Here is a 23,015-nt window from a genome sequence, read left to right as displayed (position 1 = left end):
TATCTTATGAATATCAAATCATTTTTAGTAATTATTTTTATTTCTTCAATATTGTTCAATTGTAAACGGGTTGAAAAAGATGATGTTGTAGAGTTAATTACAGTAGAAGAAATAGATTCACTATTAGAAATGAGTAAAGTACAACTTATTGATGTTAGAACACCCGGTGAGTATGCAGAAGGATATATTGAAGGAGCTGTGAATATTGATTTTAGAAATAAAAATTTTAAAGATCTTATTACTAAAGTTGACAAAACAAAACCTGTAATTGTATACTGTGCTCGTGGAGCAAGAAGTAAGAAATGTTCTGCATATATGAGAAAAGCAGGTTTCACTAAAATTTATGATCTTGATGGTGGGATTACGCAATGGAAATTTAAAAGAAGAAAATTAGTTAAATAAAAATCGATAGTTTTTGCACGTTATTAAACTATGTGATTTATACAATATTTTTAAGCTCAAAAAAGAATTTTTGAGCTTTTTTATTTGCTTAAAATGCAAGCCCTTTATAGAAAGTGTCATTAACTAGTCTTGCACTACCTAATAATATTGCTTTTTCTTGAAGTTCGCTTTTGTGTATCTTAACAAGACAATCGTGAGTATTTATTTTTTTCTCTAGCTCATTAGCAAAAAAGGGCCATGCTTTAGCAATATTACCTCCAATAACTATAGCTTCTGCATTGTAAGATTTTAACCAGGGACTTAAAAATTCAGCTAGGTTTTCTGAAAATTCATTAAAAACTTGTTGTACGGCTACATCATTTTTTAAAGAAGCTTCTGTAAGCTCTTTAACGTTATTAATTGTTGTATCGGTAATCTCTTTATATCTTTTGACAAACCACCGAGTAGAAAAATAATCATCTGCAATTCCATCTTTATAAGGGATGTGGTATAACTCTCCGTCTTTAGGAATGCCATCTCCAGAAAGGATTGGAAGCCCATGAAACAGAAAGGAGGCACCAAAACCAGCACCTAATGTTATTCCTAATCCTCGTCGAATTGATTTTAGTTTTCCTTTCCATACTTCCCCAATACCAAAGCAAGCAGCATCATTGTAAAATCGTATAGGAATATCATCAGACAGTTGTAATTTCTTCTTAAGTATTTCTTTAATATTTATACAAAAAAGAGAGGCATATTTTTGCTGCATTTTAAAGGCAAAAATTCCATTGTAATAATCAAAAGGTCCAGGTATAGCAATTCCAATTCCTTCTAGAGGATCGTCTACAAGAGTGTTGATGACTTTCTGTAAAGCAAATAACCACCTTTCTATTATTTCATCAGCTTCAGCTTTATTGTCAACAGTAATAGAAACCAAATTAGCTTCCGACAATTTGTTTGTTTTGGTATCTATTCCAGCTACAGTAATATAATTCCCTCCAATATCTACTCCTAATATCATTTTTTGTATATAGTCTATTTAAGTAATACTAGCAAAAAATAGCTAGTCGCCAAAATTACAATTTAAAATAGTTTTTGCTTTGGTTATTACCAATTATTCTTTGTGTAACAAACCCCGAGTCAAAGTCTCGGGGCCTTTTTATAGAAAGATATTTTAAAATCTTACCTTATTAGTTCCTAAGTAAATTCAATACAATGAAAAAACTTATGATTTATGGTGTTATTTTATCTTTTTCGGAGTGTTTTGCATTTCAAAAATAATTTCTCCACCGTTTATGATATCATTGTGAGAAAGGGTAACATCATTTATAACCTTACCATTTACCGATACTTGATGTACATAAATATTGTCTTTACTTTGATTTTTTGCTATAATCTTAAGGTCTTTTCCGTTTTCCAGATGTAGTATTGCTTCCTTAACCAGAGGGCTTCCTATTGCATATTCAGCTGATCCTGGTGTAACGGGATAAAAACCTAAGCTACTAAATATATACCATGCGCTCATTTGCCCCGCATCATCATTTCCGCACAATCCATCTACTGTAGGACCATACATAGTATTCATGATCATGCGAACACGTTCTTGGGTTTTATATGGCTTGCCTGTCCAGTTATATAAATAGGGGATATGATGTCCAGGCTCATTACCATGTACGTAATTACCAATAATTCCGTCTCGAGTTATGTCTTCATGTTTTTCTATAAATTTGTCTTCTAATTTCATGGTAAACAAAGAATCGAGGTGTTGACTAAATCGTTCGTTTCCTCCCATCATTTTTACCATTTTTTCTAGTTGATGAGGTACATATAAACCATAATTCCATGCATTTCCTTCAATAAACCCTTGTCCATGTGTATCTAAAGGGTCAAATTCTTTCCTAAATTCACCATTAGATAATTTAGGACGCATATATCCAATTTTGGGATCATATACATTATTATAATACTCTGATCTATTTAGAAACTGATCTGTAGTTTTTTTATCTCCGGTACTATTTGCAATCTGGGCAATACACCAATCATTATAGGCTAATTCTAGTGTTTTAGAAACTGAAGAGTGGCTTTTATCGTCGGGTATGTATTGATATTTGATATAATCCCCTAAACCATCAAAATAAGAAACATTGGCAGTACTTACAGATGCAGCAAGAGCTTTGTTTTTGTCAAAATCACCAACGTTTTTGGCAATGGCATCTGCAATTACCGAAGTTGCATGGTAGCCTATCATACACCAGTTTTCATTAGCATAATGACTCCATATCGGTAACATATGATGTACGCTTTGTTCTTGATGAGCCAACATCGATTTGATCATGTCATTATTACGACTAGGTTGTGTAATATTAAATAGGGGGTGTAAAGCTCTATACGTATCCCAAAGAGAGAAAACCGAGTAGTTTGTAAAGTTTTCAGAAGTATGAATATTTTGGTCCAATCCAAGGTAACTACCGTCTACATCTTCATAAATAATTGGACTAAGCATGGTATGATATAGTGCCGTATAGAATGTAGTTTTATCTTCTTCTGAAATTGTTTTTATTTCTATTTTCGATAATTCATCATTCCATTTGTTCTCAGTTTTCTGTTTGGCTTTTTCAAAATCCCAATCTGGTAATTCGGATTTCAAGTTTTTTAATGCTCCGTTGGTACTTACAGAAGATAATGCAAATTTGACATTGATTTTTTCATTAGCTTTTGTGTCAAAATTAAAATATGCTCTAATGTCTTTTCCTGCCATTTCAGGAAAATTTTCCTGTTGCTCAAAACGACGATAGAATCCATCATACTTTACAGTATCGTACTTTTTATGTCCATAACTACTAAAAGGTTTAGAGAATTGCATAGCAAAAAACACTTTTTTGGTTCTTGCCCATCCTTTAGTTTGGCGATACCCGGTTACTAAGGAATCATTTTCTACTCGTAAGAATGTCCATACATTTTTGTCATCATGATGGTAAACATTGTAGACTAGATCCAAAATGATATGCGCATCTTTCGTTTCTGGGAAAGTATATTGATGAACCCCTACACGTTCTGTAGCAGTAAGCTCTGCGGTAATGTCATAATCCTTTAGTTTTACTTTATAGTATCCAGGTGATGCATATTCGTTATCATGAGAAAATGTAGAATAAAATCCTTTGGCGCCATCAGCGGTTTTTATAGGATCGAGTACTAAATTCCCTGTTGTGGGCATCACTAAAAAATCTCCTAGATCAGAGTGTCCGGTACCACTTAGGTTTGTATGAGAAAAACCTATTATTGTAGAATCTCTGTGTTGATAGCCAGCACAATATTCATAGGTTTCTTTGTTGTAACTACCATCCTTATTAAACATTACTTCAAAATTTGTTTGTGGACTTACTTGTACCATTCCGAAAGGTGCTGTTGCTCCTGGATAAGTATGTCCCATTTTGCTGGTGCCAATAAATGGATTGACATATTTTGTGAAATCTGTTTTTTTGATAGTTTTTGATACAGGAACCTGATTTACAGAATCCGTAGAATCTTTCTTACAAGAAGAAAAACAAAGTAGTATCGTTATTAGAATTGATAGATATTTCATTACTATATGATTTGTTATTTTCACTTTTAATAAAAATTTTATTTTTAAGAATTAGCTTTTCTTCTACCATAAAAAACGATATAAATATAGCAGATTAAAACTAGGATCAGTGCGGTTTTAAATCCTGTTTGATCAGAAAGTAATCCAAATAGAGGAGGGATTATTGCGCCACCTACTATCATGGTACATAAGACACCAGATGCCTGTGGTTTTAGATCATCTAAGCCTTCTATTGATAAAGAAAATATGGTAGGGAACATAATAGAATTAAATAGCCCTACTGCCAGAATACTCCACATAGCTATAAAACCAGAAGTTGATATAGATACTAAAATTAATAAAACAGCTCCGATAGCAAAGAAGCTTAAAACCTTGGCTGGTTTTATGATCTTTGTTAAATGCGCACCTATAAATCGGCCAATCATTGCGCCACTCCAATAAAAAGTAACAAAAGCTCCTACTATTGCTTTATTATCTAATGTTTGGCTATCAGATCCCAGAATTCCTTCAGAAATACTCTTCATGAATGTGCTTTCTTTGATTAAAGTAGCTAGGTTCATGTCTAAAAAATAATTGATTAAATAACTTCCTATTGCGACTTCGGCTCCTACATATACAAATATTCCAATAGCACCCATTACCAAAGACTTGCTTTGTAAAACTCTTAGATATCCACCTTTTGGACTGTCCTTTATTAGCTTAGGAAGTTTGATAAATATAAATGCAAAGGCTAAGATGGCCACAAATATGGCGATTCCTATGAAAGGAGATTGAACCGCAGCAGCTTCAGAAATGTAATAATTTTCTTTATCTAAGATGTTTAAAGCTGCAATTTCCTGGGGGTTTTTAACTTTATCACTTAAAATAAACATAGCTCCAATAGCTGGAGCAATAGTTGTGCCTAATGAATTAAAAGCCTGAGACAAGTTAAGTCTGCTCGAAGCACCTTCTTCAGGGCCTAATACTGCCACATATGGGTTAGCGGCAACCTGTAGAATTGTAATCCCACTTGCTACTACAAAGTATGCTAACATAAAAATGCTAAATTCACGATAAGATGCAGCGGGATAAAATAATAAACATCCTGATGCAAGTGTTAATAAACCCAATATGATTCCCTTTTTATAACCAATTTTAGATAAAATAAACCCAGAAGGAATAGATAGTAAAAAATAGGCTCCAAAAAACGCAAATTGAACTAATCCAGCCTGAAAATAGTTTAACGTAAAAACTTCCCGAAGTCTTGGAATTAGTGAGTCGACTAGTACTGTTATAAATCCCCATAAAAAGAATAAGGAAGTTAAAAATATAAAAGCACTTTTATATGTTGTACTGTTTTTCAAAATAGTTTTTTTTAGATTATGATATTTTTGTTTTGATATTTAGCGTTTTAAGATAAAAATTAATCTTTTGTTGATCTGTATTCTATTTAGATAATTTTAAAAGCAGAGGCTTTCATAAAATATGTTATTAACCAGACGCGCCCCGCCTAGTAAAATAGCTTTTTCTTTTAATTCACTTTGATATATTTTAGTGTTACATCCCTGGTTTTTTAATTCAGCATTAAGGTTGTCTGCAAAAGAATTCCATGCTTTAGATATGTTTCCTCCAATTACTACGGCATCTGCATTATATCCTTTTAACCACGGAGACAGAAAAATAGCTAAATTTCTAGAAAATTCTTCGAATATTTGATCTGTATGTGGGCTGGACTTAGTATCAGTAATTAGATCTTTTACGCCACTTATAGTAATCCCTGTTGCCTCCTTGTATTTTTTAATAAACCAGCGGGAAGAGAAATATTCATCTGCTATTCCATTTTTAAAGGGAATATTGTACAGCTCACCATTTTCGGGAACACCATCTCCAGAAAGCATAGGAAGTCCTTGTGATAAGAAAGTAGCTCCAAAACCAGTGCCTAAAGTTATGGCCAATGCTTTTTCTGCGGATTTAAGTTTTCCTTTCCAGGATTCTCCTATGCCAAAACAAGCCGCATCATTATAAAATCGTAATGGTATGGTATCAGATAAAGCTAATCGTTCGATAATTATTTTTTTGATGTTTATGCCCAATAAAGCAGTAAACTTGTTCTCCATTTTATATGCAAAAATACCTTGATAATAATCAAAGGGACCTGGTAATGCGATGCATAGTCCTTCTAAAGATTCTTTATCTTCATTAAGAGAATCTATACTTTTTTGTAAAATATGGATCCATTGATCAATAATTTCATTTGCTTGAGCGGTGCTGTCTACCTTTGTCGAAATTAAATTAGAGTCGGGTATTTCATGGTTTTTGATGTCAATGCGGGCTACAGTAATGTGACTACCCCCTATATCTACTCCTAATATCATTGTTTATTTTACAGTTTTTTCGTTTAGTTAATTATTAGTTGCTTCTTATTTCTATTAGCAACCAAGTGTGGTTTTGATGTTAACTTAAATATGTACTTTAATATCTTTTAAGTGTTATGGTTTAGGCTTATCTTCATTTTGATCAGTTATATGATAAAGATGAGAAGTGTCAACTTCTGTTTTTTCAAAGCCAGGGCCACTCCATAATGCTTTTAGACCAATATTATCCGAACATTGAAAATATCGAATAGTAAATTTATGTAATCCTTTAGATAGAATGATGTCATTTTTTTGAGTGAAACTGAATGATTTCCTTCCGTCACTTTCAAATAACTCTTTATTATCAATTAATAATTGAGCACCATCATTGGCAGAAATTTCAAAATTATATAATCCATTTTTTGGTATATCGATGAATCCATCAAATTCAAAACCGATCCATTCATCTCTTAAACGGGGTTCTATATTGATATTTATAACTTCTCCTTTTTGCACAGGTTCTTCTTGTGAAAAATCGTAAACAGATCGAAAAATACCTTCGTAATATTGATATGAAAGTCCATTTTTTAGTTTGTTTTTTAGTTTTTTAGGATCTATGCTTTCTAATTTTTCTAAAAATAATGTAGTTGTATAGCTAGATATTAACCCTTTTTTGAAAGCTTTGATTTTTAGTTTTGTAGATCCTTTTATTTCAAAAGGAGAATTATATCTCATGCTACTTTCTGTAGGCTCACTACCATCTAGTGTATAATATATGTATGCATTTTCTGTGTCACAATCTAAATCAACTATTTTGGTATCTAAAAATGTAGTGTGATCAGATTTTAGATATGGTATGTTTACCGTTTTTTGGGTGTCTGATAGCGGTCTGTTTGATGGATTTGTACCCCAATCTTTATTTGGAATATCTGTCATTTCAAAAACCAATTCACCTCCATTTAGAATATCTTCATGTTTTAGGTATGTATTAGGGTATTCTTCGCCATTAAGTTTTAAGGATGAAAAATGGATGTTTGTTTTACTGGCATTATTGGCTAGTATCGTAAAAGTTTTTCCATTCTCAAGGTGGATTTCAGCCTTTTCAAAAGTAGGACTTCCAATAACATATTCTGGAGCTCCCGGTGTAACAGAATAAAAACCTAAACTACTCAATACGTACCATGCAGACATTTGACCACAATCATCATTTCCACAGAGTCCATCGGGCTCAGAAGTATACATTTCATTTAATATTTTGTGAATGGTTTGTTGTGATTTCCATGGTTTACCGGCATAGTTATATAAGTAGGCGAGATGATGACTGGGTTCGTTTCCGTGAGAATATTGACCCAATAATCCAGAGACATCAGAATCTTCACTAATTTCTTCATCAAAATTTTTAGAGAACAGATTATCAAGCCATTGGTTAAAGTTTTTGTCACCACCAACTAAATCTATCACACTTGCTATATCATGAGGAACAAACAGGCTGTATTGATACGAATTCCCTTCTGTAAAATTGAAATTATAAGTTTTTTCGACAGATGTAGGGTTAAAATCTTCATACCATTTTCTATTAGAATATCGAGGCCTCATAAAACCGGTTTGCTGGTCATATAGATTAACAAAAAATTGAGCTCTTCGAGAATATTCATTATAGATGTCTGTTTTGTTTAAAGTTTTTGCCATTTGCGCAATACACCAGTCATCGTATGCATATTCTAGAGTTTTAGACACAGATTGGCTGCTTTTATTTGAAGGAACAAAACCTAGTTCGGTATAGTAATTAATGCCTCTTTTTTTTACGTTAGAACTTTCTATCATCGCATTTAATACTTTTTCGGTATCTACATTCGTTATTCCTTTTAGATATGCATCTGCCATTACCGAAACTCCATGGTATCCTATCATACATCTTGTGTCATTTGCGGCTAGTTCCCACATGGGGATTTCGCCATATTGCTCATGCTTTTTTTGTAAGGTAACAACAATATCTCGGGTTACATCTGGTTCTATAATTGTTAGTAATGGGTGTAAACCTCTAAATGTGTCCCAAAGAGAGAAAACTGTATAATTGTTGAACCCTTTTGCAGTGTGTATTTTATCATCCATTCCACGGTATTGACCGTCTACATCGTTATATAAATTAGGGGTTAAAAGGCTATGGTATAATGAGGTGTAGAAGATTTCTTTTTTATCTTCATTGCTATCGGATATTTCTATTTTGCTTAGCGAATTATTCCAGATTTTTTTTGCTTCTTTTCTTGTTTCATCAAAGTGCCAACCTGGTAATTCTTTTTCCAGGTTTTTTCTGGCACCATCTATGCTTACAGCGGACAGTGCTACTTTTGTAGTAATTTGATCTTCAGAACTATCAAAATTGAGAGCTGCTATTATTTTTTTGCTGCTAAATTTAGTGCCTGTAGTTACTATTTTTTCTCCATTAAGAATTTGATAGGATACAATGGGTTTTGAGAATTGTGCAACAAAATACTGGCGTTGATTTCCTGCCCATGCTTTTGATCTTCGATATCCGGCAATTTCTGTTTTACTGATGATTTCGAACTCTGCTTCTATTACTGGATCGCGATGTTCTAGGTCAATAATGATACTGGTCTTTTCTGATTTAGGATACGAATACCTATGTACTCCAACTCTTTTTGTAGTGGTTAGTTCTGTTTTTATATTGTAGTCATCGAGCACAACTGAATAATATCCAGGTTCTGCAAATTCACTTTGGTGACTATATCTAGAACGATATCCAGAATCAGGATTTTCTGGAGTTCCGGCTTGAAATTGTGTTTCTCCTGTTGTTGGCATGAATAGAATATCACCTAAATCGGGAACCCCTGTTCCTGATAAGTGTGTATGGGTAAATCCTATAATAGAGGTATCCATATAATCATATCCTGCACAGGCAGGCCAACTAGTATGGTCATTTCTGGTGTCGGGACTCAATTGTACCATTCCAAAAGGAAGCATAGGACCAGGAAATGTGTGTCCTGGCGATTTTGTTCCAATGAAAACATCTACATAGTCTACAGGTTTTTTTACTTCTTTTTTATTTGTACAATGTACACTTAACCCTGCAATCGTGAGAGTCAGGAGTATTCTTCTAAACATAGACAATTTCATGATTCATTTATTTTGAACTTTGTGGTTTTGCGACATAGGGTTTTAATAAATATATGATGAATTAATATGTGAAAGACAGAATCTAAAAAATGATCCTGTCTTTACAATCTAAAACAAAAAATAACTAATACAAAAAATCGATTGATAAAGTGTAGTGTATATATTAATATCCGGAGTTTTGTTTTAAAGCTCCTCCAGAAGAGTTAATTGCGTCTAGAGGGATAGGGTAGTACTCACTCTTTCCTTGACTAAAACTTGCTCCATTAAGATAAACTCGTTTTGAAGATTCTTCATTAATATATTTATTTAATACTTGTGGAGCCACACCCCATCGTACTAAATCAAAAAATCGATGTCCTTCAGATGCTAATTCTAACCTTCTTTCAAAACGAACTGCCTTAATTGCATATTCTTTATCAGGAAATGATGTGTATTCATTGATTACATAGTTTGCAGCTGGTGTTCCATTGGGGTTTTTAACAAACCCGTCAGGATTAGCAGCTCTTGCTCTTATTCTGTTTACTAGATTCATAGCTTCGCCTAATTGTCCGTCTTCGGCATAAACCTCTGCTCTCCATAATAATACATCAGAATACCTTATTAATGGTGTGTTGATTGCATTATACTGTGGTAATCCAGCGGCAGAAATTGTTCCTTCCTGAGATTTTAATATTTCGTGTTTCTTTCCTACATATGGTCCTCCATTAGATTGATCACGTATCCATCTCGACCCAGGCATAGGTCCCCACCCAAGGTATTCTATTCCTCTTCTACCTACTGTCCAATCTAACCTTGGATCTAGGTTTCCGGTATATGGTGTAAACGCCTGATTAGAGGTAATTCCTTGATCATTAGTTATATCAGAGTTATTAAAAGAGTCTAATAAAGGTAGTCCGTTAACATCTGTTTTAAATGCATTTACGAGATTTTGACTGGGTTGAAAGAATCCACAGCATCCCCCTCCTGGTGCATCAGAAGCATAAGGATGGTTTAGTCTGTTCCCTCGGTTTCCATTAATAAAACCTTCGCCGCCATCATTTACAGAGTTTTGAACAGCAAAAACAGATTCTGAATTGTTATCCTTTTCTCCATTAAAATTATCATGATAATTAGGTACCAGTTGGAAAGGCCCTTCGTTGATAATGTTATCTAGGATTGGTCTTGCTGCGGCATAATCATTTTGAAACATATGTGCTTTTGCTAGATATGCTTTTGCTATCCATGATGTAGCTCTTCCTGCATCATCTTGATTTTCGGGAAGATTGTCTATAGCATATGTAAGATCTTCTTCAATTAATGGCCATGCATCGATCTCATTAGAGGGTGTCTCTGTAAGACCTTCAGAAATAAAAGGTATGTTGTTCCATATTTTTTTGGCATCCATATGATAATGTGCTCTCAGAAAACGTGCTTCTGAACGAAATACGATTAGTTTTTCCTCAGAAACACCTCCTTCTATGGCTTTCTCAATTGACTCTAAGGTTTGGTTTGTTCTTGAAATACCTTCAAATGTAGATTCCCATTTTCTGGTAGCATAGATGTTAGTGGTTCCTGCAGAAAATCGTTCTACATCGTTTAACGGTGGTTGATCGTCTATAGATGATCCTTTATGGAAATCATCAGAAGCTACATCTCCAAGAGCCCAGTTAGATGCAGGAGCCCAGAAATAACCAGGATTTCCATCTAAAATTCCATAAGCACTAGTAAGTTGCAGATCTACCCAATTTTCATCATATACTATTACCCCTTCAACAAGAGCTCCTTGTGGTTCGATATCTAGTTCTTTATCACAAGAAAGGATGCAAAGAACTACGGATATAAAAATGATTATTTTTTTCATTTGTTTATATTTTGAATGTTTTGTGTTACAATTATTAGGATACATGAGTGTTATGTTTTACTTCATGTTATTTTCCTAGCATATAAATTATAGACTGAGATTAACTCCAAATAAAAATGATCTTGCAACTGGATATGCTCCTCTGTCAATACCTATATCTAAGTTGCCAAAACCACCTCCATATTGTAAGTTAATTTCTGGATCCAGTCCAGAGTATTTTGTCCAGGTATATAAATTTTTGGCCTGAATGTATACTCTTAGTTTTTCAACTTTCAATTTAGATGTTATTTGTTCTGGCAAGCTATATCCTAATTGAACATTTTTAAGTCGTAAGTATGATCCATCTTCTATGTAATAACTACTAGCACTAGAATAATGCTCTGCTGGATTATTGGATAATTTAGGTAACCTGGCACCGGTATTAGATGGACTCCATGAATTTAGATAATCTCTACTTTTTGCTCCCGGAAAACTGTTATAATCAGTGAAAAACTTAGTGAAATTATAAATATCATTTCCTTGGCTTCCTTGAAAGAATATTCCAAAATCAATATTTTTGTATTCTAATCCCATGTTAAAGCTATAAGTGAAATCCGGATGAGGATTTCCTATGAAATCTCTATCTTCATCATTAATCACTCCATCATTATTGAGATCTCTATATTTAAAAGTCCCTATTTCTTTTCCTAAATAATCACCGGTAGCTGCAAGTTCTGCATCATTTTGAATGATACCATCAATTATAAACCCATGAAATGAAGAGATGGCATGACCAGATTGTGTTCTGGAAGGCTTAGTTTCTCTTGCTAGGTTTCCATCTAGAAAATAATCAGAATTATCTCCTAAATCTTTTACTTTGTTTTTATAAGCAGATATATTTACAGAGGTGTCAAATTTTAAATCTTCACTGATCTGCTTACTATATCCCAAAGACAAGTCAAATCCATTATTTTCTACGGTTCCGTTATTTATATATTTAGGAACTGCATTACCTATGATTGTTATGTTTGCTTGTTCTGGAACTAATAATTCTTCGGTAACCGAATTATAAAATTCTAAATTAAACATGAAAGTATTATTGAATAAAGCACCATCAACCCCTAGATTCTTTGTACTGGTATATTCCCAGGTTAAATCTTTGTTTCCTAAAATGAATAGGCCATACCCAGGGAGAACGCTAGAATTAGTTCCTAATAAGTCATAATTGGTATTGTCGTTGTTATTGTATTGACTATATATTCTTCCTTGAGGAATACTTTCGTTTCCTAATTCTCCATATCCTGCTTTTATTTTAAGGTCATTAATAAAAGAAACATTTTCCATAAAAGGTTCGCTTGATATTCTCCATGCTGCACTATATCCAGGAAATAAATCTGCTCTATGTTGTTCATCAAATTTTGAAGAAGCATCTCTTCGTAAAGAAGCAGAGAGTAGGTATTTGTCATTATAACTATAATCTACCTTTCCGAAAACAGAAAAATATCCTTCTTTATTTCCTTCTCCATTATTATCTCGAGAGCCTTCTCCTCTGTCCAGATATCTATAATTGATATTGTTGATAAGAAACTTATTTCTTGAAGCACCTAAGAATTTTTCTTGTAGCTTATAACTTTCTGTTCCTACTACTGCATCGATTGTATGATTACCAATTTTTTTTGAATAACTAAGTGTATTGTACCATGTGGTTGAAATAGCATAACTGTTATTTTCTGTTAATTTGTTAACATTAGTAGGTTCTGCTACTTCTGGATTTTTGAAAGAAAAGAAAGAGCTGTTGTTGGCGTCATAATCCACACCAAAATTAGTTTTGAAAGTAAGGTCTTTAAAAACATCTAGTTCGGCATATACTCCACCAATAGTTCTAAGTCTTCTGGTAAGGTTGTTTTTGTTACGGGTTGCACTTGCTACCGGATTAATGCCATTACCTAACCCTGGACTTTGAGGGCCTGCATAATTACCCGCAATATCGTATACGGGGATAATAGGTTGAGATCGATATAAAAAAGAAATATCTCCTCCTGTAAATTGACTTCCTGTAGAACCAATTCTGTCTGAATAGGAAATACTAAAAGATTCTCCTATTCTAAAATTATTGGTTACTTTAAATTCTGAATTTACTCGTAGTACATATCGATCAAACGAAGTATGCAAAGCTACACCATCTTGTGTTAGAGCTCCTATTCCAACATGAAATTTTGCAGTTTCAGAACCTCCTGAAATTCCTAGATTGTAATTTTGTACAAAAGCAGCATTAAAATATTCATCAAACCAATCGGTCCCTTCTTTATTAGCTCTTGTGATTTTGTTTGTCTCAGGGTCATAAGTGGATAGATCTGCAGAATTTGCTCCTGCTGGAGTTAAATAATTAGGTAATACAGGTGTACTTCCATTACCATACTGAGGGTGGGAAGGGGCAGTGCCATCATTATTAAAACGAGTCCAGATCACATTTGCGGTCTCTTGTGTAGATAATAAATCAGGAAATGCTGATTTAGGGATATTATCCACGCCTACATAAGAATCAAAAGTAAACTTAGTATCACTATTGTATTTCCCTCCTTTTGTAGTAATAAGTATTACCCCATTTGATGCTCTAAATCCATAGATAGCAGCAGAAGAGGCATCTTTTAATATTTGCATAGACTTTATGTCAGAAGGGTTTAGCTGATTTATTCCTGTATTGGTCGGTGTACCGTCAATCACATATAATGGGTTATTATTATTGATTGTTCCAAACCCTCTAATCCGTACCATAGCTTCTCCTCCAGGTCCTCCTTCAGAACCTACTGTTACCCCAGATGCTAACCCTTGTAAAGATTGTTCAATATCTACAGGTGAAGTGGCAGCAATGTCTTCAGCTTTGACTACGATAACAGATCCTGTTATATTTCTTACCGATTGTTTTGAATATCCGGTTACTACAATTTCTTCTAATTGATTAGAGTTTTCTTGTAAGGTTATATTATGTACCCCCGAACTTGATACTGTAATATTTTGAGTCTCCATTCCTAAATAACTGAATAGTAATGTATCTCCTGATGAAGCTGTTAATGAATAGTTTCCATCAAAATCGGTTTGTGTTCCTTTAGAAGAGTCTTTTATGACAATGTTCACTCCAGGTAGTAATATTCCTGTATTATCCATTACCGTTCCGGTAATAGTAATTTCCTGGGCTGTGCCTATATTGGCAAATGACATGAAGGTAAGCACAAAAAATAGATATCCTAATTTATTCTTCATATTAAAATTGGTTTAGTTAATAATTTGACTGCTGATTTCTCGAATAAACTCTCAATTAATTTGTGTTTCGAAAAGATTAATAATACATTATGTTTAAGAGAGTTATTGTTTTCAAATTTATAATATGAAGATTAATATTTGTATTTTGATATAAATATTAGTGATTTTTATGGTATAAATATAAATATAAAGTTTTTTTATCTTTTTGAACTAAGCATTTTTGTGTTCTTAAGTTTTTTTTCTTGTTAAAATATGTATCTTTTTTTGATAAAAATAGACATATATACCTTTTTGAAAGGATATAATGCATTCCAAGTGTTAATTTAGTGTAAAATCACTTTATCATGAATTTTGAATTTTATCTTTAAGAGATAGCTATATCTAGTTAAATAGATTGAACAAATGTATGATTGTAATAAAAAAAACTGTATTATTATGAAATAAAAGTTTTTTTTATCTATATATAGTAATTTTATTTATTGGTAATATGGAAATGTTGGATAACACAGACAAAACTATTTTACGAATCCTTCAGAGAGATTCTAAAAAAACAGCAAAAGAAATAGCTAATCTTTTGAACTTAACTGTTTCTCCTATATATGAGAGGATAAAGCGTTTAGAAAGTAAAGGATATATAGAAAAATATGTTGCAATTGTAAATAAGAATATGGTTGGTCTGCCAATTACAGCATTTTGCCAGGTATCTCTTCAATCTCATGGGGAATCATTTATTGATAAGTTTGAAAATCAAATAAAAAACTTGAAGGAAGTTCAAGAGTGCTTTCATATGGCAGGACAGGTAGATTTTTTGTTAAAAATTAATATGCCCAGCTTAGAGGAGTATCATGAGTTTATGCGTTCTAAATTGTCAAAAATAGATAATATTGGAGTCTTGAATACTACTTTTTCATTAAAGCTGATTAAACATACTTCAGAATATTATCTATAAACAAACACATAGAACTCATCTTGACTTTTTCTGTTTCCTAAAAAATAGCTGTAATTCACCCATATTTTGTTACTTTTCTTATTTGTAGAACTGCTATAACTTTCAAAAAGCGCCTCATCTGGTTAAATTTCAACTCATTTTCGGTTAAAAACGAAAAGTCAAGATGAGTTCATATAAAAAAACACCTGTCCTTATAGTGACAGGTGTTTTTAAAGTTCTAATTAGCTATGGTATAGCATAAACCGATATTATCGCTTTATAAATCTATTTCTATATATGGTTTTTCCATCTTGTTTAACAATTATAAAATACATTTTGGATTCTAAATGATCTAGATTCAGTTCGCTTCCTGACGTTTTTTCTGTAAAAATTTGAGAACCTTGAGTATCATAGATTTCATAAAGTAAAGATGTACCTTTTAGGTTTTTTGGTTTTGCAAAAAACAATTTATCCTGAATTGGATTAGGGTATGACTTTAACTTGAATGCATCTTCGGGTTTTATATTTTCCGTAGTAGATGTATTATTTCTGTTGCTTCTACTGCAATCCAGACTCCATGGGTAATTTCCATCATAATCAAGAGTGTTTCCGCTGTTGATATAGTTTTTATACTCATTCCATACGGTTTCAACACCTTTTCCAAGAATATCTTTAAACGCATTGTCAAATGACCAGGAGTTTCCTAAGTCTTTTGCTGCCTTATTAAATTTATAGATAAAATTCTTGTCATATTTTAGGGTAACATAGTGCAGAAAGAACCCTGTTATGGTGTATCCACCTAACCATTTTCTGGAATCAATTACATTTGGGGTCTTGATCTGATGAAACCCTGCATAAATTCTCACGCCATCTGCTATACCTTCAGTATATGCCCAAAAAGGAGAAGATCCGTCATAAGTTCCTCCAGTAGAAGGAGAGTAATTATAGCCATGGGTTACTTCGTGAAATAGAATACCATCGATTTCATCTTTTAGGGCTTGAGAGTTGTTACCAGATTGGCGATAGACATTAGCCAGATGTTGCGTGCTTACTTCTATGGTCATTTGGTCACCATCTCCAAATTTGTGAGCTACAAAATCTTCGTTTTTCAGATTAAAGTTTAATAATCTAAACTTAGGAGCATCTGTGGAGTTACGATATAATATTTTTGCAACGTCCAAACAACGTTGTTTCATATAGGATTCTGCATTAGGAATTACCTGCTTAAATACTCGAGATCCTTCGGTTTGTCCATCAAAATCAGTGAATTTTACAGTAGGAGTGAGAAAATTATTTCCCCACGGGCAAGAACCTCCGTCAGTAGAACTCTCTTTTCCAAATAATTCAAGTTCGGATACTTGTAGAATGGTTCCACTATTATTATTCATGGATAATCTATAGTATTGATATTTAGTGCTAGTACTTACTTGAAAAGTTCTTTTTTGATTTCTATTCAGGAAATCTTGATTAGATTTTTGATCGATATTTTGCCAGTTGCTTCCGTTTGAGGATCCTTGCAACGTCCAGCTTTTAGGATCTCTTTCTGGTGCGTCGTTCCCAGAGGTTATCGTATATGAAGATAATGTGTAGTTTTTGGTTGCTTTATATTGCACCCATGTAGAAGAATTAAAAGTTAAAAACTTAGAATTAGGATCATTATCAATGAGTTTCGTTATATTCTCAAAAGAAGGAGAATCATTATGTTGATCAGAAATGACTCCCCCGTCATTAGTGATGTCAGCAATATCTCCTCCGCCTCCATTTGAAGAAACTTTAATAAATGAAGTTTTAGTTTCTGTATCAGATCCATCCCCATTTGTTGCTTTAAGCGTTACCGAATAGGTTCCTTCTCTATTATACTTCACTACAGGATTAGTTTGTGTACTACTAGATGGACTACCTCCATCAAATGTCCAATTATATGAAGTAGCATCGGTTGAAGAATTAGTAAAAGACACACTTTCTCCTTCTTTTATGTTGGTTTTGTTTGCGCTAAAATCAGCTACCGGAAGTTGTTGTGTGTTTTTTTCTTTTCCAAATAATTCGATTTCAGATAATTGAAGAATAGTTCCACTGTTATTGCTCATCGATAATCGATAATATTGATATGAAGAAGTGGTGCTGACCTGAAAAGTTCTTTTTTGATTTCTATTCAGGAAATCTTGATTGAATTTCTGATCGATATTTTGCCAAGAACTTCCGTTTGTGGATCCTTGTAGCGTCCAGTTTTTTGGATCTCTTTCTGCTGCATCATTTGCAGAAGTTATCGTGTAGGAAGATAAAACATAAGATTTACTAGCTTTATACTGCACCCATGCAGATGCATTAAAAGTTAGGTACTTAGAATTGATATTGTTGTCGATTAGTTTTGATATATTTTCGTTGGATGGGGAGTCGTTATATTGACTAGACACTACTCCACCATCATTAGTTATATCAGTAGCACTTCCGCCGGTATCACCACAATCCAGACTCCATGGGTAATTTCCATCATAATCAAGAGTGTTTCCGCTGTTGATATAGTTTTTGTATTCATTCCATACAGTTTCAACACCTTTTCCAAGAATATCTTTAAACGCATTGTCAAATGACCAGGAGTTTCCTAAGTCTTTTGCTGCCTTATTAAATTTATAGATAAAATTCTTGTCATATTTTAGGGTAACATAGTGCAGAAAGAACCCTGTTATGGTGTATCCACCTAACCATTTTCTGGAATCAATTACATTTGGGGTCTTGATCTGATGAAACCCTGCATAAATTCTCACGCCATCTGCTATACCTTCAGTATATGCCCAAAAAGGAGAAGATCCGTCATACGTTCCTCCGGTAGAAGGAGAGTAATTATAGCCATGGGTTACTTCGTGAAATAGAATACCATCGATTTCATCTTTTAGGGCTTGAGAGTTGTTACCAGATTGGCGATAGACATTAGCCAGATGTTGCGTGCTTACTTCTATGGTCATTTGGTCACCATCTCCAAATTTGTGAGCTACAAAATCTTCGTTTTTCAGATTAAAGTTTAATAATCTAAACTTAGGAGCATCTGTGGAGTTACGATATAATATTTTTGCAACGTCTAAACAACGTTGTTTCATATAGGATTCTGCATTAGGAATTACCTGCTTAAATACTCGAGATCCTTCGGTTTGTCCGTCAAAATCAGTGAATTTTACAGTAGGAGTGAGAAAATCATTTCCCCATTCACAAGCTTGCTTGCTTTTGGGAATTGAAGAAGTGTTGTTTTTACTGCATGTAATAGGGTTCGCGGGTCGTGCACTCGTTTTAAGTACAAATACCATTGCTGCCACCATGCTTATCCAAAGCATGTGTTTTTTGTAATTTTTCATTGTGAAGTTTGTGTTTTTTATTAGTATGTTTTATAAAAAAAATACTAATAAATGTTAGTTGCAATAAAATTACAGTATTAAGGCATGTTTTCATTTTTTAGGCTTGATTTCAGTGATTTTTATTCTTTTTTATTCTTTTTTTAGTTTTTTTTCTTTTTAAGAGAAGTTGGATTTGTTTTATAAAGTGTTTTTTATGCTTTAAAATTTAATATCTCTATAGGATAAGTATAGAATAGAAAAGCGTTTTCTGTGGATTATAGATAAGTAGAGCTTTTTAGATAGATTTTTTTTAAACAGTTTTGAGCTATCTAAAAATTGCTTACTATCACATGAGAACATAATTAAATAGGTATACAAAAACCATGTACCATTTTTAACAAGAAGTAAATCAACACGGTTTTTTTAATAAAATCGGTAGTAAAAAGGGTACATGAACATGCTTATTTATATATGTGTAAAGCGTATCTCTTATGTTTTAATATAGCAAGGGGTTCTTTAGAAACAGCTTGGTTTACTAATTTAGAACAGTATTTTCTTCACTTACTATCCAAAAGAATCTACACCTAATTTCAATGTTTTAGGTAATTATGTAATCTTCATCTATTTGTTAAAATTAGAAAAGAATATGTAATAAATAGTACTAAAGTATCCATATATGATACTTTATTAATCCAAATAATGGTAATACCATAACTCTAAGGTATATTTCGCCTCTAAATAATCAATCTTAAAAACATATGAAAAAAAAGTAGACACAAATCAGTACTCAAAGCTTTTTTCGACAAGGGCTTGGAAACTAAACTTTACAAAAATCGTAAACAAAACTAAAATCCCATATCCTTCTTTCTAAAACATTGCAAAGGGGATTGATAAGAAAAGACAGATAGAAATATCATCTTAAAAGTTAATTATAGATATACTTCTACGTCTTAAATCTTTCTACAAAATTATGGATCAGGTACTTGGGAAAATGCCAAAAGATCCGTCAAGTAATTTTAAAATTTAATAAAACAAACTAATGAACACAAAAATTAATCTTTCGGTTATACTCATGCTGATTTTTTGTACACTAGGTTTTGCACAAGAAAAAACAGTATCCGGTAAAATAACAGAGGATTCTGGGATTCCTCTTCCAGGAGTAAATATTCTAATCAAAGAAACATCATCTGGTACACAATCTGATTTTGATGGTAATTACTCTTTGCAGGTAGAAGCAGGTCAAACACTTATTTTTTCTTATCTGGGTTTTAAAACAGAAGAAAAACTAGTAGGAAATGAGACTACAGTAAATATGACGATGTATCAAGATGCTACTTCACTAGATGAAATCGTAGTAACAGCTCTTGGTATAAGTAGATCTAAAAAATCTTTAGGGTATGCAACTCAAAAGATAGAATCAGAAGATATTAGCAAAGCTAAAGGTGTAAACTTTGTGAATTCATTGTCTGGTAAACTTGCCGGGGTTGCGGTTTCTAGAAATAATAACTTCGGAGGTTCGACGAATGTGATTATCAGGGGGTACTCTTCCTTGACTGGTAATAACCAACCTTTATTTGTGATTGATGGTACTCCGGTTAGTAATAGAATTAATAATTCAAGAAATTCAACAGCCGGTAGAGGAGGATATGATTATGGTAATGCCGCATCTGATATTAATCCAGATGATATAGAAAGTATTAACGTGTTAAAAGGAGCTGCTGCTTCTGCCTTATATGGATCTAGAGCAGGAAACGGGGTAATTATAATCACTACAAAAAAAGGGTCTAAAAATAAAGGGCTAGGGATAACAATTAACTCAAACACTACATTTAGCAAATTTGATCCTAAAACATTCGCGAGATATCAAAAAGAATACGGAGGAGGTTATGGAGCTTCTTTTGTACAGGAGGATGTAAATGGAGATGGTATTTTAGATAATGTTGTTGATACAGGAGGTGATGCTTCTTGGGGTCCAAGATTTGACTCTAATCTTTTGGTATACCAATCGGGAGCTTTTTTTCCAGAAAACCCTAATTATCGTACTCCTACACCATGGGTAGCAGCAAAAAATGACCCTACCTCAATCTTTCAGACAGGTTTGTTGCAATCAACCAATGTTAGTGTTGATGGGGCTTCAGACAAAGGAAATTTCAGGTTAGGATTTACCAATGTAGAACAAACAGGTATTTTGCCTAACAGTTTAATTAAAAGGCAAACGGTAGATTTTGGCGGAAGTTATAAGTTGACCGACAAAGTGACAGCGAGAGCAAAGGTTACGTATACAAAAAATAGTGGACGAGGTAGATTCGCAACAGGATATGACGAAAATAGTGTTTTACCTGGATTGCGACAGTGGTATCAAACAAATGTTGATTTAAGAGAACAAAGAGATGCATATTTTAGGTTAGGAAGAAATGCTACCTGGAATTTACGGTCATCAGCACGTACAGGTGATGATCCTTATGCACCAAGACCACAATATTGGGATAATCCATATTGGACATTATATGAAAATTATCAAACCGATGGTAGAGATCGTGTTTTTGGAAATGTAGCTTTAACATATAAAGTGAATGATTGGTTCGATGTTTTGGCAAGAGTGACTATGGATAGATTTGATGAAATAAGAGAAGAAAGAGTCAATGTTTCTAGTTTCAACCCATCTGAGTATAACAGATTTAATGGGTTTTTTAGAGAAATGAACTACGACATGATAGGGAACTTTAATTTTGATATTACTGAAAAGCTTAATTTTAAAGGACTACTGGGAATGAACCTCACCAGAACAAATAGAAGTTCTATTTTTGCAGAAACGAATGGAGGACTTAATACTTTTGGTTTTTATTCTTTATCCAATTCAGTAAATCCAATAGCACCACCTATCGAAAGAAAGTCTAGCATGGGTGTTAATGGGTATTATGCTAGTGCTTCGTTTGGTTATGATAATATTTTATTCTTAGATGCAACATATAGAATAGATCGATCATCAACACTACCAGATGGTAAAAGACAATTTAATTATCCATCAATTTCTACTAGTTTTCTTTTTTCTAACCTCTTTACAAGTGATTGGTTAAATTTTGGGAAATTGAGATTGAACTACGCCGAAGTGGGTAATAGTGCAGGAGTACTTCTTGTAGATGATGTATATACTTTTGTTAATGGTTTTGCAGGGCAATCTCTTTTCTCATTACCAAATAATAAAAACAATCCTACACTTAAGCATGAAACCGTTATAAGTTATGAGGCAGGATTAGAAATTAAGCTTTTTAAAAATAGATTTGGATTTGATATAACAGCATATCAAACAAATAGTAAAGATCAAATTCTTCCATTAGATATATCTACTTCTACAGGGTTTAATTCAAAAATTGTAAATGCTGGTGAAATTGAAAATAAAGGATATGAAGTGAGTCTTTTTGGAACTCCAATTAAAACCGAAAAATTTGAATGGAATATCAATGTAAACTGGAGTACATACAAAAGTGAAGTAGTTTCTCTATTGGACGGAATTGATAATTTAAGTTTATCAGGAACATTGCAAGAAGACGTTTCTATTAATGCTACTGTAGGTGAACCTTATGGTACGATTAGAGGATCTAGTTTTAAATATCTTAATGGCCAGCGAGTTGTTGATGAAAATGGATACTACGTGACTAACGAAGAAAATGGAGTGATTGGTAATATAATTCCAGATTGGAATGGAGGAATCAACAATACTTTTAGATATAAAAATGCTTCGCTTAGTTTCTTAATTGATATGCAAAAAGGAGGAGATATCTATTCTCTCGATCATACATATGGATATGCTACCGGAATATTCCCTGAAACTGCAGGGCGTAATGATTTAGGTAACCCTATAAGAGATGCTGTTGCCGATGGAGGAGGAATAATTGCTCCTGGTGTTAGAGAAGATGGGACCCCTAATACAGTAAGAACTCCGGTAAATAGTTTTGATAGCCCATTTATTTATTACAGATCAACAGATGAACAAGATGTTTATGATGCTTCTTTTGTAAAATTAAGAGAAGTAATATTCTCTTATACACTGCCAACAAAGTTATTAGATAACCTACCTATTAATGATGTGGTGGTTTCTGTAATTGGTAGAAACTTATGGATTATTGATAAAAATATTCCATATTCTGATCCAGAAGCAGGATTAAGTGCAGGTAACTTACAAGGATTTCAATCTTCTGCATATCCTACATCCAAAGAATATGGTTTTAACCTAAAAGTAAAATTCTAA

General features: G+C 33.1%; 11 protein-coding genes. 3 read left to right on the top strand and 8 right to left on the bottom strand.

The window, feature by feature from the left end; all coding sequences use genetic code 11:
- Positions 1-6 precede the first annotated feature (6 nt).
- Positions 7-402: a rhodanese-like domain-containing protein gene (locus tag ATE84_RS21865; protein ID WP_101449979.1), complete on the top strand. Its 396-nt coding sequence runs from the start codon at positions 7-9 to the stop codon at positions 400-402.
- Between the two features lie 88 nt (positions 403-490).
- On the opposite strand, the gene ATE84_RS21860 is transcribed toward ATE84_RS21865, so the two are convergent.
- From ATE84_RS21860 to ATE84_RS21830, 7 genes are all read right to left on the bottom strand, one after another.
- Positions 491-1,402, bottom strand: coding sequence for an ROK family protein (locus ATE84_RS21860; protein ID WP_101449978.1), 912 nt, complete (start codon positions 1,400-1,402; stop codon positions 491-493).
- A 219-nt stretch (positions 1,403-1,621) separates the two neighbouring features.
- Positions 1,622-3,964 (bottom strand): GH92 family glycosyl hydrolase, encoded by a 2,343-nt coding sequence (locus ATE84_RS21855; RefSeq protein WP_101449977.1) that lies wholly within the window; start codon positions 3,962-3,964, stop codon positions 1,622-1,624.
- A gap of 44 nt (positions 3,965-4,008) precedes the next feature.
- A complete protein-coding gene (locus ATE84_RS21850) occupies positions 4,009-5,307 on the bottom strand; it encodes a sugar MFS transporter (RefSeq protein WP_101449976.1) in 1,299 nt (432 codons plus the stop codon).
- 96 nt (positions 5,308-5,403) lie between these two features.
- Positions 5,404-6,318, bottom strand: a complete 915-nt coding sequence (locus ATE84_RS21845) for an ROK family protein (RefSeq protein ID WP_101449975.1) — start codon at positions 6,316-6,318, stop codon at positions 5,404-5,406.
- A gap of 114 nt (positions 6,319-6,432) precedes the next feature.
- The gene (locus tag ATE84_RS21840) at positions 6,433-9,432 is read right to left on the bottom strand and encodes a GH92 family glycosyl hydrolase (RefSeq protein WP_101449974.1); all 3,000 of its coding nucleotides are present in this window, start codon (positions 9,430-9,432) and stop codon (positions 6,433-6,435) included.
- A gap of 163 nt (positions 9,433-9,595) precedes the next feature.
- Positions 9,596-11,272, bottom strand: coding sequence for a RagB/SusD family nutrient uptake outer membrane protein (locus ATE84_RS21835; RefSeq protein WP_101449973.1), 1,677 nt, complete (start codon positions 11,270-11,272; stop codon positions 9,596-9,598).
- A gap of 87 nt (positions 11,273-11,359) precedes the next feature.
- Positions 11,360-14,512 (bottom strand): TonB-dependent receptor, encoded by a 3,153-nt coding sequence (locus ATE84_RS21830; RefSeq protein WP_101449972.1) that lies wholly within the window; start codon positions 14,510-14,512, stop codon positions 11,360-11,362.
- 493 nt (positions 14,513-15,005) lie between these two features.
- Here ATE84_RS21830 and ATE84_RS21825 point away from each other — a divergent pair, with 493 nt between their 5' ends.
- Positions 15,006-15,461 carry an Lrp/AsnC family transcriptional regulator gene (locus tag ATE84_RS21825; RefSeq protein WP_233195872.1) on the top strand — a complete coding sequence of 152 codons (456 nt, stop codon included), beginning with the start codon at positions 15,006-15,008 and terminating at the stop codon, positions 15,459-15,461.
- Positions 15,462-15,709: 248 nt separating this feature from the next.
- On the opposite strand, the gene ATE84_RS21820 is transcribed toward ATE84_RS21825, so the two are convergent.
- Positions 15,710-18,787 (bottom strand): basic secretory protein-like protein, encoded by a 3,078-nt coding sequence (locus ATE84_RS21820; RefSeq protein WP_101449970.1) that lies wholly within the window; start codon positions 18,785-18,787, stop codon positions 15,710-15,712.
- A gap of 1,018 nt (positions 18,788-19,805) precedes the next feature.
- Here ATE84_RS21820 and ATE84_RS21815 point away from each other — a divergent pair.
- Entirely contained in the window at positions 19,806-23,015 is a 3,210-nt protein-coding gene (locus ATE84_RS21815; protein ID WP_101449969.1) for a SusC/RagA family TonB-linked outer membrane protein, read from the top strand.

Origin of the sequence: Aquimarina sp. MAR_2010_214, assembly GCF_002846555.1 — a bacterium.
Classification (GTDB): domain Bacteria; phylum Bacteroidota; class Bacteroidia; order Flavobacteriales; family Flavobacteriaceae; genus Aquimarina.
Note: the sequence above shows the minus strand (reverse complement) of the source record. Positions and strands in the feature narration are given on the sequence as shown.

What these genes read in the sequence shown, in the direction of transcription:
- ATE84_RS21865 (WP_101449979.1), top strand. Translation starts at nt 7, where the DNA reads ATGAATATCAAATCATTTTTAGTAATTATTTTTATTTCTTCAATATTG.
- ATE84_RS21855 (WP_101449977.1), bottom strand. Translation starts at nt 3,964, where the DNA reads ATGAAATATCTATCAATTCTAATAACGATACTACTTTGTTTTTCTTCT.
- ATE84_RS21840 (WP_101449974.1), bottom strand. Translation starts at nt 9,432, where the DNA reads ATGAAATTGTCTATGTTTAGAAGAATACTCCTGACTCTCACGATTGCA.
- ATE84_RS21815 (WP_101449969.1), top strand. Translation starts at nt 19,806, where the DNA reads ATGAACACAAAAATTAATCTTTCGGTTATACTCATGCTGATTTTTTGT.
- ATE84_RS21835 (WP_101449973.1), bottom strand. Translation starts at nt 11,272, where the DNA reads ATGAAAAAAATAATCATTTTTATATCCGTAGTTCTTTGCATCCTTTCT.
- ATE84_RS21860 (WP_101449978.1), bottom strand. Translation starts at nt 1,402, where the DNA reads ATGATATTAGGAGTAGATATTGGAGGGAATTATATTACTGTAGCTGGA.
- ATE84_RS21830 (WP_101449972.1), bottom strand. Translation starts at nt 14,512, where the DNA reads ATGAAGAATAAATTAGGATATCTATTTTTTGTGCTTACCTTCATGTCA.
- ATE84_RS21820 (WP_101449970.1), bottom strand. Translation starts at nt 18,787, where the DNA reads ATGAAAAATTACAAAAAACACATGCTTTGGATAAGCATGGTGGCAGCA.
- ATE84_RS21825 (WP_233195872.1), top strand. Translation starts at nt 15,006, where the DNA reads ATGTTGGATAACACAGACAAAACTATTTTACGAATCCTTCAGAGAGAT.
- ATE84_RS21845 (WP_101449975.1), bottom strand. Translation starts at nt 6,318, where the DNA reads ATGATATTAGGAGTAGATATAGGGGGTAGTCACATTACTGTAGCCCGC.